General features: G+C 65.6%; 11 protein-coding genes, 1 tRNA gene and 1 pseudogene. 3 read left to right on the top strand and 10 right to left on the bottom strand.

Annotation, left to right across the window (positions count from 1 at the left end; genetic code table 11):
- Positions 1 to 246: 246 nt before the first annotated feature.
- The 5 genes from HG250_RS13085 to HG250_RS05090 form a co-directional block, all read right to left on the bottom strand.
- Positions 247 to 1,761 carry a DUF6538 domain-containing protein gene (locus tag HG250_RS13085; protein WP_338103865.1) on the bottom strand — a complete coding sequence of 505 codons (1,515 nt, stop codon included), beginning with the start codon at positions 1,759 to 1,761 and terminating at the stop codon, positions 247 to 249.
- 71 nt (positions 1,762 to 1,832) lie between these two features.
- Positions 1,833 to 1,908, bottom strand: a tRNA-Lys gene (locus HG250_RS05105).
- Positions 1,871 to 2,389, bottom strand: coding sequence for a 2-amino-4-hydroxy-6-hydroxymethyldihydropteridine diphosphokinase (gene folK / locus HG250_RS05100; protein WP_240956926.1), 519 nt, complete (start codon positions 2,387 to 2,389; stop codon positions 1,871 to 1,873). Before folK ends, HG250_RS05105 begins: the two co-directional genes overlap by 38 nt.
- Before the next feature lie 63 nt (positions 2,390 to 2,452).
- Complete coding sequence (aguB, locus tag HG250_RS05095) at positions 2,453 to 3,316, bottom strand: N-carbamoylputrescine amidase (protein ID WP_170003348.1); 864 nt, start codon at positions 3,314 to 3,316, stop codon at positions 2,453 to 2,455.
- 10 nt (positions 3,317 to 3,326) lie between these two features.
- Positions 3,327 to 4,172 (bottom strand): class I SAM-dependent methyltransferase, encoded by an 846-nt coding sequence (locus tag HG250_RS05090; protein WP_170003346.1) that lies wholly within the window; start codon positions 4,170 to 4,172, stop codon positions 3,327 to 3,329.
- 107 nt (positions 4,173 to 4,279) lie between these two features.
- On the opposite strand from HG250_RS05090, the gene msrA reads away from it, so the two are divergent.
- Positions 4,280 to 4,819 (top strand): peptide-methionine (S)-S-oxide reductase MsrA, encoded by a 540-nt coding sequence (gene msrA / locus HG250_RS05085; protein WP_170003344.1) that lies wholly within the window; start codon positions 4,280 to 4,282, stop codon positions 4,817 to 4,819.
- Between the two features lie 48 nt (positions 4,820 to 4,867).
- Here msrA and HG250_RS05080 read toward each other — a convergent pair whose 3' ends face one another.
- Positions 4,868 to 6,115 (bottom strand): RsmB/NOP family class I SAM-dependent RNA methyltransferase, encoded by a 1,248-nt coding sequence (locus HG250_RS05080; protein ID WP_170003342.1) that lies wholly within the window; start codon positions 6,113 to 6,115, stop codon positions 4,868 to 4,870.
- Between the two features lie 85 nt (positions 6,116 to 6,200).
- Between HG250_RS05080 and HG250_RS05075 the strand changes: the two genes are divergently transcribed.
- A complete protein-coding gene (locus HG250_RS05075; protein WP_170003340.1) occupies positions 6,201 to 6,371 on the top strand; it encodes a DUF1674 domain-containing protein in 171 nt (56 codons plus the stop codon).
- 9 nt (positions 6,372 to 6,380) lie between these two features.
- Here the strand turns inward: HG250_RS05075 and HG250_RS05070 are convergent, their stop codons facing one another.
- The 4 genes from HG250_RS05070 to HG250_RS05055 are packed head-to-tail and all read right to left on the bottom strand — an operon-like array spanning position 6,381 to position 12,248.
- On the bottom strand, positions 6,381 to 7,796 hold the full coding sequence (locus tag HG250_RS05070) for a cytochrome P450 (RefSeq protein WP_170003338.1): 1,416 nt from the start codon (positions 7,794 to 7,796) through the stop codon (positions 6,381 to 6,383).
- A 41-nt stretch (positions 7,797 to 7,837) separates the two neighbouring features.
- Positions 7,838 to 8,866: a ferrochelatase gene (gene hemH / locus HG250_RS05065; protein WP_420821309.1), complete on the bottom strand. Its 1,029-nt coding sequence runs from the start codon at positions 8,864 to 8,866 to the stop codon at positions 7,838 to 7,840.
- 14 nt (positions 8,867 to 8,880) lie between these two features.
- Positions 8,881 to 11,190, bottom strand: a complete 2,310-nt coding sequence (locus HG250_RS05060; RefSeq protein WP_170003334.1) for a molybdopterin cofactor-binding domain-containing protein — start codon at positions 11,188 to 11,190, stop codon at positions 8,881 to 8,883.
- A gap of 2 nt (positions 11,191 to 11,192) precedes the next feature.
- Positions 11,193 to 12,248 carry an Mrp/NBP35 family ATP-binding protein gene (locus tag HG250_RS05055; RefSeq protein ID WP_170003332.1) on the bottom strand — a complete coding sequence of 352 codons (1,056 nt, stop codon included), beginning with the start codon at positions 12,246 to 12,248 and terminating at the stop codon, positions 11,193 to 11,195.
- Between the two features lie 132 nt (positions 12,249 to 12,380).
- Between HG250_RS05055 and HG250_RS05050 the strand changes: the two are divergent.
- Positions 12,381 to 12,604 (top strand): annotated as a pseudogene (locus HG250_RS05050) (hypothetical protein); the annotation flags it as partial.

Below are 12,604 nucleotides of genomic sequence, written 5' to 3'. Positions count from 1 at the left end.
GATGAGGAACAGTGGGTCTCAACCGTCCTCAGCAGCCTTCAGACACGCTCTTCTGGGGCGAGAGAAGCGTTGGCAAAGGCTCTTCGCGACGGTGATCATCGGCTAATCCCAGCAGGGCTCACCACTTCCATAGAAACACCTGAAAAGCTTGGAAAACTGTCGCAGCGACGGTCGGAAACCACTGTTGTCTCCACAATGGGTCTACACAGTGGGAGCGGCGATGAGGCTGTAAGTCGCTCAATACCCTCAGTTTTTCGCCAAGCTGGTCAAGGCGCGAAGCGCATTGATCTGCTCGAAGGTCACCTTCTCGATCTCGGCTGATAGAAGAGAACTTTCGAATCCACGGCCATAGTAGTCCGATACATCCAAGCCAGATTTCGACCCATTGCCCCAGCCACCCAAGGTCATCGCGATCTCCCGATCCACCCGTGCGCGCCGCAACGCATCTCGAAAACAATGCCGAAACGAGTGGAAGCTCGTGCGAGGCATTCTGGCACCTGCCTTCTCAAGAAACAGGACGAACCACTTGCTGAAGGCCGTCGAGCGAAACCCGTTTTGTCCGGGGCAGATGTCGAAGAAGAGCTTGCTCTCCCCTGCCTTCACACGACCCTTCACAAACTCCGCCAGTCCAAGCTGCTTAAGATAGGAATGGATCGGGATGACGCGTTCGCTTCCGCTTGTCTTCAGGTGCTTGTCACATGACCCAACAAGAGATTTTACGCTCACAACGAAGCATTCAACGCCTTCGACTGCTCGCACGTCAGTGACATCTAACTGGCAGATTTCATTCAGCCGCATTCCAGAGAAGAGTGCGATCAGAGGCACCCAGAAACGTGTTCCCTTGGGCCTCGCATCACCGATCTTTGCATAGCCATGTCCGTCATCGCTACAGCCAGTGAACAAGGGAGCGGTGAAGATAGCCTCAAGCTGATGATCTGAAAACGGATGGCGCTTTTCAAGACGAGCGATCGGATCGGCAAGCCGAAGCCCGCGAAGGTGATTTCGCGCGAGAAGCTCCTCTCGAACAGCCCAGTTGAGCACTACGCAAACCTTATTGAGGTACGTGTTGGCATTCGACGCGCTGATCACATTCTCATAGCCCGTCGCCTTGGCGTGAAGAGAAGCTTCTTTTGCGGATAGATGAGGGAATGCTCTTGATGCGCCCTTAGGCAAGTATCGCAGAACCTCGACAAATTCGCGACAGGCTGCCCGTGTGATCGCACTCATAGGCGTCGAAGCACCGACTATTGATATCGCAAGCCGTTTGGTGGTCTCGTATGCCAGACGGGTTCTGGCGGACCAGTCCTGAGTTGGGTCAGCCAGAAACTTGTCGAACACTTCGCCAAAGGTGATCGGTTCAACGACTGCGCGGTCCCTTTCAGGGATGAACAGGTTCAGGTCACTCGCTGCGCTTACAGGGACCGACTCTTGTTGCCACGGTTCCAGAAGCGTCGGATCGACATTCTTCCCAAGCACTGATCGAGCCGCCGTCAAAGTGGATTCGATTTGAGCAAGAACGCTGTGCGAACGGCGGAATGCCTCAGTCTCAGACTCGGTGCGGAGAGAGTGCCAGATTTCCCGCTTGCCCACCGTCTCTACGAGAGTGTGTGGAACGCGCCTTCTGACATGGAAAATGCCACGCTTTTGAACGATCCAGCGACGCTTGTTGTGTAGACATCGTGTGGAGACGCCATAATGGCGAAAAACTGAGGGTATTGAGCGACTTACAGCCTCATCGCCGCTCCCACTGTGTAGACCCATTGTGGAGACAACAGTGGTTTCCGACCGTCGCTGCGACAGTTTTCCAAGCTTTTCAGGTGTTTCTATGGAAGTGGTGAGCCCTGCTGGGTTCGAACCAGCGACCTACTGATTAAAAGTCAGTTGCTCTACCGACTGAGCTAAGGGCCCCACCGCGGGTTCCACTAGGCAGCGGTTGGCTCGCGGTCAAGCGGGCATGCAGCTGGCGCAGCGTCAGGCCGGTGCCGGGCACGCGCCAGCAGGGGGCTATGGCGCTCAACGGGCCGGTTACGAAGGGGCGGCGGATAAGTTCGGGGTGCGGTATGGTGAGGGGGGGAGCGGCACCTGCCCCGTGCCAGCATCCGCCGCTCCACAGCGCGATATCGAGATCGAGCGTACGCGCCTGCCAGCGCATCCCCCGCCGGCGGCGCGCGAAATGCCGTTCCAGACGTTGCAACAGTGCCAGCATCGCGGGCGGATCGTGACTGGCCGCAAGATGCCATGCGCCATTGGCATACACCCGCCGGGACGGGCCGAGCGGGCGACTGGCGACAAGGGGCGCGGTGGCGAGGATCCGCACGCCCGCTTCCCGCACCGCTGCCTCGGCCGCGATCAGGATCTGGCGCGGCCCGCCATGGATTGCGTGGCGCATGTTGGACCCGGTGGCGACCAGATATTCCTGCATTCGCTGCCCCGCTCGCCCGATCGTGCCTGCTCAGATATCCTCGCAGATGCGGGTGTATAATTGCGGCCTGCGGTCGCGGAAGAAACCCATGCCGGCGCGGTGCCTTGCCGCCCGCGAAAGGTCGAGCGTCGCGACCAATGCGCCGGTTTCGCCTTCTGCATATCCTTCCACGATGTCGCCCCATTCGTCGGTGATGAAGCTGTGGCCGTAGAAGGTCTGCACTGCGCCTTCCGGCCCCTCCGCCCCGATGCGGTTGGCGGCGATTACCGGCATGCAGTTCGACACGGCATGGCCCTGCATCGCCCGCCGCCACAACCGGCTGGTGTCGAATTCGGCATCATAGGGTTCGGACCCGATGGCGGTAGGATAGAACAGCAGCTCCGCGCCCTGCAACGCCATGGTGCGCGCGCATTCGGGATACCACTGGTCCCAGCAGATGCCCACGCCGATGCGCGTCCCGGCCACGTCCCACACCTTGAAACCGTCATTGCCGGGGCGGAAATAGTATTTTTCCTCATACCCCGGCCCATCGGGAATATGGCTCTTGCGATAGGTGCCCATGATCTCGCCATCGGCCCCCACCATAGCCATGGTGTTGTAATAATGGTGGCCGTCGCGTTCGAAGAAGCTGGTGGGGATCGCCACCTTCAGCTTTTTCGCCAGTTTGCGCATCGCGATCACGGACGGATGTTCAGCGGTCGGGCTGGCGAGCGCGAACAGCGCCTCGTCCTCCACCCGGCAGAAATAGCCGCCGGCGAACAGTTCGGGCGGCAGTACGATCTGTGCGCCGCGCGCCGCCGCATCGGCCACGAGGTCCGATACGGCGGCGATATTGTCCTGCATGTCGCCCACGCCGAGCTGCAATTGCAGCGCGGCGACCGTCACCTGCACCATGGGTTCCGCCTTACCGCTTGCGGAACAGCAGCGTCATCCGGTCGCTTTCACCGATTGCGCGGCGGGCTTCTATATTGCCGCGCATACCGGGCGGTAGTTCCCAGACGCCGCCTTCGTAATCGGCCGTATCGCGCGGATTGGCGTTCACCTCGCTCGTGCCGACAAGCTCGAAACCATGCGCCTCCACCAGGCCGATCACGTCCTGCTGGCGCAGATAGCCATTGTTGCCATTGGTGTAATCGCCGCTCGCCCAGGGCTTCGCGCGGTGCTGCACGATGCCCAGCATCCCGTCATCGGCCAGCAGATTGCGAATGCGCGTCAGTTCCGAATGCAGAACGCCCGAACGATACAGATTGTGCATTTCGCGGAAGATCAGCACGCGGTCGACCTCGCCCTGGTAGGGCTCCAGCGTGGCAGCGCCGGTGGCGGCCACCAAACTGGGCGCGCCTGCCAGGTTCCATTTGCCGACATTGTCGCTGTAATCCTTCGGCAGACCGGCGAAATAGGTGGCGAAGCGTTCATTATCGGCGGCAGCGGGGTCGGGCGTGAGGCCGATGTAGCGGCCATTCGTGCCGAGATACGGCACTAGCACCCGCGTGTACCAGCCGCCTGCGGGCATGTAATCGACGACGGTCATGCCGGGTTCGACACGGAAGAAGGCCAGCGTTTCGGCAGGGTTGCGGAAAGGATCGCGCGCCCTGTCGTCGGCGCGGCGGGCATCGGCCAGCGCCGCCTGCATCGCCTGCTGGTTTGCCGCCGACATGGTGGTGGAAGCCGCATGGCCTTCGGTATGGGCCGCGAGGGGCGCGGCGATTGCCAGGCCCGTGGCTGCGGCGAATTTGAATATAAGGCGCATCGAATTTCCCCTGATCTGTCGTGCTCGCTACATTAGGGCACTGCCGGCCCGTGACAAGCGCCGATGCGCTTCCTATCTCCTGCGCAAGGAACAGGAGAATTGAAAACATGGCAAAAGAACAGGCCATCATCGCCGGGGGGTGCTTCTGGTGCACCGAAGCCGTCTTCAAGGACGTGATCGGCGTGTATGAAGTGGAAAGCGGCTATATCGGCGGCGACACGGCGGATCCGACCTACAAGCAAGTGTGCAGCGGCACCACCGGCCACGCCGAGGCGATCCGCGTGACCTATGACACCGACACGATTTCGCTGCCCGAGATCCTCGACGTCTTCCTCGGCACGCATGACCCGACGCAGCTGAACCGGCAGGGCAATGATGTCGGCACGCAATACCGCTCCGCCATCTTCCCGCTGGACGCAGACCAGCGCGCCGAGGCCGAAGCCGCTATCGCCCGCGCCAATGAAGCGCATGATGGCAAGGTCGTGACGACCATCGAGGAACCGACGACCTGGTACCCGGCCGAGGATTATCATCAGGATTACTGGGAGGGCGAAGGCCGGGCGAACCCCTATTGCATGGCCACCATCCCGCCGAAGCTGCTGAAGCTGCGGAAAAGCTTCCAGAACAAGGTCAGGGCCGAAGGCTGAACGACGATTGGTGGATGCTTTACCGGGCGCCGGATCTCCGCAGGAATTTCAGCGCTGCCACCGGGCGATAAAGAAGCCGTCCATCCCGCCCGCATCCGCCATCATGCCGGGATCGGTCCGCAGCCAGCCTTCCGCCGTGGGGACGACCCCGGCGGGCAGTTCAGCCGCGGTGATCGGATCGCCGGTCAGTTCCACGCGTCTGGCCTGCGCCTCGCCTTCCGCTTCCTCCAGCGAACAGACCGCATAGACCAGCCTTCCGCCCGTCGGCAGCCAGTCGGCTGCGCGCGCCAGCAGCCCGGCCTGCAATTCCGCCAGTTCGGCGATCTGACGTTTGCCGATACGGTGGATGACATCGGGGTGGCGGCGGCAGGTTCCGGTTGCGGTGCAGGGCGCGTCGAGCAGGATGGCGTCGAACTGCTTGGCGGGCTCCCATGCCATGGCGTTGCCGGTGATGATTTCCGCCGTCAGGCCGGTGCGCTGGAGGTTACGGCGCAGCATTTCGAGCCGCTTCTCGCTGCTGTCGAGCGCGGTGAGGGACCATCCGGCGGCGGCGAGTTGCAGGCTCTTGCCGCCCGGTGCGGCGCACAGGTCCAGCACGCGCTTCGCTGCGCCATCCGCGCCCTTGCCCGGCCCCAACAGCCGCACGGGCAGGCTGGCAGCCAGATCCTGCACCCACCATGCGCCTTCCGCAAAACCCGGCAACTGGTCGATCGGCACGCCGCGCGGCAGGCGGACATGGCCGGGCGCAAGGCTGGTGCCGCCCAGTTCGCGCGTCCATTGATCGGTCTGGTCCGCATCCCGCAGCGAGAGGTCGAGCGGCGGCGGGATGGCAAGCCCGGCGGCGATGGCTGCGCTTCTTTCGCCCCAGCGTTCCGCCACACCCTCGGGCAGCGTCGGCGTATCGGGCAGGGAACTGCCGCGCTTTACCAGTGTGGAGAACACCCCATGCGCCAGACGGCGCGGCCCGCCGGTCAGCAGCGGCAGGCCCGTTGCAATCACCGCATGGGGCGGCGTGTCTAGCCGCAGCCACTGCGCGAGCATGATCCGCAGCGCCGTGCGCGGCTTGGCATCCTCGGGCAGATTGCGCTGCGTGGCGCTGTCGATCAGCGCGTCGAGATCGACAAGCCAGCGCAGCACTTCGCTGGCGATGGCGCGTGCCAGCGCGCGGTCGGCAAAGGAGTGGATACCCTTGGTCGCCGCGCGTTCGGCAAGGTCCAGCGTCTCGCCCCGGCGCAGCACGGCATCGAGCATACGCATGGCAGCGCGGCGAGCGGGCAATCCTGAAATATCGACCATGCGCCGTCCTTAGAACCATCGCGGGCAAGCGTCGATGCGAAATCACGCATTTGCAAATCGCCTGCGCGGACCCCATGTCCGACGCATGACCCAGCGCGCGACCCAACGGCCCGACACTTTCGAAAAGCCCGCTTACTGGAGCGATACGCCCCCGCCCGAGCCGAAACCGCCGGAAAAGAATCGCGACGATCCGCAGGGGCTGTCACCCACCCGCTATGGCGATTGGGTGAAGGACGGCATCGCGATAGATTTCTGAGCCTGTTGCCTAGTCCAGCGGCGTGAGCGTTATTTGCAGCCCATCCTTCGGTTTCGGGATCGGCCAGGCCTGCCATTCCGGCGCATAGCCTTCCGCCGTCTCGATCCGGTAGCGTTGCAGCAGATGCGTCATCAGCACCTTCACCTGCATATAGGCGAAATGCAGCCCCAGGCACATATGCGCGCCGCCGCCGAACGGCACCCAGGCATATTTGTGCCGCGCCTTTACCGCTTCGGCCGTGAAGCGCGTGGGGTCGAAGCGGGCCGGCTCCTCCCAATGCTCCTCCATCATATGCACGAAGGCCGCGTTGATGCCGACGGCGGTGCCCGCCGGTATGGTGTAGCCGCCATATTCGAATGATTTCAGCGCCCGGCGCGGTGTCGAGGGCACGGGCGGGATCAGCCGCAGGCTTTCCTTGAAGGCCATCTCCACCAGTTCGAGCTTGCCGAGATCCTCATAGGCGAGATCGCGCGGCGTGCCGGTTTCATCGGGGCCGCCGGTGATCGCCATGATCTCCTCGCGCAGTTTCTCCTGCCATTCGGGGTTCTGCGCCAGCAGCCAGACCAGCGATGTGGCAGAGGAGGTGATGGTATCATGCGCGGCCATCATCAGGAAATTCATGTGATCGACCACCTGGTCCACCGGCAGCAGCGATCCATCCTCGCGCGTGGCGACGGCGAACTGGCTGAACATGTCCTGCCCGTCTGCATCGCTCTCACCCGCCATTTTCCTGCGCCGCAGCGTCTCGGCGGTGAAATAGTCGACCAGGAATTCGCGCCCCTTCACGCCCCGGCGCATTTGCGTGAAGGGCAGCGGCCTGCGGATCGGCGCGACCGAGGCCTGCACCATGTCGACAAAGGCGGTGTTGATCCGGTCCGCTTCCGGGCCGAAGGGCAGGCCGATGAAACTGTCGGCGGCAAGGTCGAGCGTCAGCTGCTTGATGGCGGGATAGAATTTCATCGCCCCGCCCCAGTCGCCCACCTGCGCCGCGATGCCGCGGTTGAGCGCGCCGGCATAATGCCGCATCGGTTCGGGCTTGAAGGCGATGGACAATGCGCGGCGGTCCATCCGGTGATGGTCGAAATCGATCAGCATCAGCCCGCGCGGGAACAGCCTGTCCAGCACCGGTCCCCATCCCTGTTCGGAGGAGAAGACCTTGTTCCGGTCGAACAGCACCAACTCGTTCGCTTCCGCGCCCAGCAGGGCCACGTTCCAGCGGCCGAAGCTGCGCACCTTGTAGACCTTGCCGTATCTGGCATGCATCCGCCGGGTGAAGCCATGCGGATCGGCAAGCTGGGTGAAGGTATGCCCGACCAGCGGCGCACCCGCTTCACCGGGGATATGGTCCAGCGCCTGTTTCGGCAGGACCTGCGACCAATGCGTGAACTGCTGCGCAAGCGCGGAATGGGCGGGTAGCGTGGCCATGGAATGCTCCTTGCTTACCGCAGTGTAAGTAGGTTGCGGCGCTAAATCCAGCCCGACAATTCGCGGCGCATCAAGGCCTCCAGCATCTCCATGCCGGCGGGGGATGTGTTGAGGCAGGACAGGGCGGCAAATTGTTCGCCGCCAGCAGCGGTGAACTGCTCGCGCCCCCTGATCGCCAGCTCCTCCAGCGTTTCGAGGCAATCGGCGGAAAAGCCGGGGGCGGCGATGGCGATGCGTTTCGTCCCCTGCTTCGCCTCGGCTTCCAGCACGGCGTCGGTTGCGGGTTCCAGCCATTTGGCAGGGCCGAAGCGCGACTGGAAGCTGGTTTCGATCCGCAGATCGGGCCTTGCGCCCTCGGCCTGCAACCGCTCCGTCAGCAGGCGCGCCGTCTTGCGGCAGTGGCAGTGGTAGGGGTCGCCCAGTTCGAGCGTGCGCTGCGGCATGCCGTGAAAGGACAACAGCAGCAGTTCGGGGGTGAAATCCAGCGCGCCCATCTGCGCCCCCAGATCCTGCGCCAGCGCTTCGATATAGGCAGGGTCGTCGTGATAGGGCGGCAGGGTTCGCAGCGCCGGTTGCCAGCGCAGATTGCGCAATGTGTCCGCCGTTCTGTCCACCACCGTCGCCGTGGTCGCGCCGCTATATTGCGGATAGAGCGGCGCCAGCAGGATGCGGTCGCAACCCGCCGCCATTAGCGCCCGCAGGCGGCTGTCGATGGAGGGATTGCCGTAGCGCATGGCGTAATCCACCTGCACGCCCCGTCCTTCTTCCTGCCCCAGCCGCTGCTGCAATTCGCGGGCCTGCCGCGCGGTGATGGCGGCGAGCGGCGAGCCGTCCTCTCCCCACACCTGGGCATAGGCGTGGGCAGATTTCTTCGGGCGCGTATTGAGGATGATGCCGCGCAGGATCGGTTGCCAGGCGATGGGCGGGATCTCCACCACCCGCCGGTCGGACAGGAATTCGGCCAGATAACGCTTTACCGATTTCGCGTCCGGCGCATCGGGGGTGCCGAGATTGACGATGAGCAGGCCGATCTTCCCGCTGTTCACGGGCGGATGATCGGCGGGGAGCATTTGCGGCTGTCTTGTCATGTGGAATCCGATAGCAGGGGCAGGCGGCGATAGCGCACGCCGGTGGCGGAATGGAGCGCATTGGCGATGGCTGGCGCGGCGACGGCCACCCCAAGCTCGCCGGGATCGAATGGCGGCGCGTCGCTGGCGATGAAATCGACGAGGACCTCCGGGCTTTGCACCAGGCGCGGCAGGGACAGCGCGGCGGGCGTGCCCTGCACGGGCAGGCCGTTCTCGTAGCGAACTGCCGTGCCCAGCGCCAGCGACAGGCCGTAGATCAGCCCGCCCTCGATCTGCTGGCGGGCGATGTCGAGATTGACTATCCGGCCGATATCGACCGCCGCCACCATGCGGCTGACCTCGATGCCGCCTGCCGCGCGGCGCGCCGTGGCGATGCAGGCGATGCGGCCCGCGCCTTGCGTGAGCGTATCCTCGCCCATGCGGTGGCAGGCCAGCCCCTGTCCGCTGCGCCCCTTGCCCCCGCCCCATTCCCCCAGCCGGGCCGCGCGTTGCAGGCACTCCACCAACCGCACATCATTGCCCAGCATGGCGATGCGGTAGGACAGCGGCTCGCGCCCGCGCCGGTCGGCGATCTCGTCGATGAAGCTTTCGATGAAAAAACAGGTGTGGCCATGCGCGCCGCCGCGCATCCGGTTGGTGGGCAGGCCGGCGGCGACCGGCACGTGATCGACGGCAACAGCGGGAATGGCATAGGACGGGACCGCGCCTTCGACCGTAAGCGGGTCGGCTACGGGGCCGGAGAACAGGCTCTCGTCCGCCACCGCTTCCGCCGCGCTTTCGCCTGAAAAGATGCGGCGACCCATCTCGCGCATCGTCGGGGGCATGGCGATGCGGCTGCGGAGCGCGGTGATCGTGCCGTCCGGGGCCAGCTTCGCCGTCACCAGCGCGGCGGAGGGCGCGCGGGGCGCAGCGGCCAGCATCTCCTGCCAGCGCGAATATGTCAGTTGCACCGGGCGATGCGTGGCGCGGGCGATCAGTGCCGCCTCCACGGCATGACCGGTTTCGAGCCGCGCGTCGAAACTGCCGCCTGCGGGCATGGGGTAGAGGATCACGTCGCGCAGGGAGTTGCCCGTCGCCGCCGCCGCCGCCCGCCGGGTGGCTTCGGGCACCTGGCTGGCCACCCACAGTTCCAGCCTGCCATCGGCGAACCGCGCCGTCGCGCTTGCGGTTTCAAGCGGCACGTGAAGCGCGGGCGCGACATCGTAGCGCAGGGCGATGTCCGGCGCGGCGAAGGCATCGCCATCCCTGAACCCCGGCGCAGCGTCGGCGAAGCGCTCGGCCACGCGTCTTGCGGAGCCATGGCGCAGCGCCTCGTCCAGCGCGGCTTCCACGGCGACGCTGTCGACCGGGTCCGCTACCGCGAAGACCGGTTCCATCGCCACGATCGCCCTTTCCGCCGCCCACCAATTGTCGGCCACGGCAGCCAGCCAGCGCCCTCCGCGCACGGTGCCGATCAGGCCCGCAACGCCCGAAGCCGCCCCTTCGTCGAACCGCAGCAATGTCGCGCCGCCCTGCGGGCCGTGGCGGATGGCGGCGTGGACCATGCCCGGCAGGCGGACATCGCCTGCAAACAGGAACTGCCCGCTGACCTTGGCCGGCAGGTCGAGGCGCGGGAAATCCGGTGGCGCGCCTGCGCCGCCGGCAAAGGGCCGCTCCTGCATCGCTTCGGGCCGCAGCGGCGGCGGATCGGGCGGGGTCAGCAGCGCCGCTTCCGCCGCCAGTTCGCCGAAGCTCGCCCGTCGGTCCCGGTGCAGCACGAAGCCGTCTTCGACGCGGCATTCTTCCCACGCCACGTCCCACCGTCCGGCAGCGGCCATGGCGAGGAGGGCGCGGGCCGTGGCAGCAGCCTCGCGGGCCGGACCTTCAAAGGCGGCCAGCGTGGTACCGGCGGCGGTGGCGGTAAAGGCAGCGGCGCGGGCCCAGCGCTGCGTCAGCAGATCATCCGGCTCATCGGCAAGACCGGCAAAGGCCGGCATCCACAAGGGTGCCCATTCGGCGGCGAGCGGGATATTGGCGAAGGCTGCGCCGGGCGGCACGGGTTCGGCGGCGATCTGCCGCCAGTCCGCCCCCAGCTCTGCCGCCACGATCTGCGGCAGGATGGTGGTGACCCCCTGCCCCATCTCCAGCTGCGGTACCGCCACCGTCACGATACCGTCGCGCGCGATCGTCAGCCAGGCACCGAAGGGGGTTTCGCCCTCCCCCGCAGGCAGAGGCGAGCCATATTCGCGCGGCATCAATCCCCAGGCGAGCAGCAGGCCCCCGCCCGCTGCCGCCCCGACGATCACGCCGCGGCGGCTCAGCTTCATCCTCAGGCGATCCCGTGCCGCGTCAACCAGTCAGACAACTTGTTCGCGACGTCGTGGAAGGCCTGCGCCTGCGGCCCCTCGCCCGCGGCGGGAGGATTGCCGGAATCGCCGCCTTCGCGGATTTCCAGCGCCAGCGGTATGCGGCCGAGGAAGGGCACCTGCATGCCCGCCGCCGCAGCCTCAACCCCGCCGCGCCCGAAAGGATCGCTGATTTCGTGGCAATGCGGGCATTCGTAGCCCGCCATGTTCTCGACCAGGCCAACCAGCGGAACACCGGCCACCTCGAACAGATTGGCCGCGCGCCGCGCATCGATCAGCGCCAGGTCCTGCGGTGTGGACACGATCACGGCCCCTGCGGGACGAAAGCGCTGCACCATGGTCAGTTGCACGTCGCCGGTGCCGGGCGGCAGGTCGACCAGCAGCATTTCGGCCTCGCCCCAATGCGCGTCGATCAATTGCGCCATGGCCTTGGCGATCATCGGGCCGCGCCAGGCGATCGCACGGCCTGCCTCGATCAAATGCCCCATCGACAGTGCCGGGATGCCGCCTGCGCCGGTGACGGGAACCAGCTTGCCATCCTCGCTTTCGGGCTGCGCATCTTCGGTGGCGAAAATCCTGGCGATAGAGGGACCATAGATGTCGGCATCGACCACGCCGACGCGTCGCCCGGCGCGGTGCAGCGCCACCGCCAGATTGGCGGTCAGGGTGGATTTGCCCACCCCGCCCTTGCCCGAACCCACCGCGATGATCGGCGGCACGCCGGGAGGCGGGGGCTGAAGAACTGCTGAGCGCCGTTCGGCAGCCGGTGATGCTGGCGGCGGCGCTGGCGTACCGGCGGCGGGGGCCGGGCGATCCGCCACCAGCGCCACGCGGGTCTCGGTAACACCGTCCACGCCGCGCAGCGCTTCCTTCGCGGCGCGGTCCAGCGCCTGTCTTGCCCCTTCGTCCAGCCCATGCGCGTCCACCACCAGGCTGACCGTTCCGCCGTTGATGCGGACAGCCTGCAGCCGGTGGGCGATCGGGGCGGGAAGGCGGCTCCTGATTGCAGCTTCGTCCATGGGCCGCGTCCTAGCAGCAAATGCGTGCCCGCCACCCCTGTTTTTTCACGCCCGGCACAAATCGTTCCCGGATTTCTCGATTGCCCTGCCGCAACCCCTGTTTTTTGCCCCGGCGCTGCCTATAATGAGGGCATGGACAGAATGGACGGGTTCACGAAACGGATCGCGCTGGCAATGGCCGGCAGGAAAAGCCCCTGGGGCCAGGGCAGCGGCGGTGGCGGGGATGACGAACCCGGCGACGTTCCGGGTGCCGAACCCTCTGCCGGGCCTTCTCCCGATGGCGAGCCGCCGGCCAGGGGCCGCGCTGGCGGGCCGCGCAATCCCTGGCTGCCGCCCGGCGGCGGGAACGACCCCAA

The organism is Pseudopontixanthobacter vadosimaris (assembly GCF_012979275.1).
GTDB classification, from domain to species: domain Bacteria; phylum Pseudomonadota; class Alphaproteobacteria; order Sphingomonadales; family Sphingomonadaceae; genus Pseudopontixanthobacter; species Pseudopontixanthobacter vadosimaris.
The sequence above is the reverse complement of the archived record's forward strand: the minus strand, read 5'-3'. Positions and strand labels throughout refer to the sequence as shown.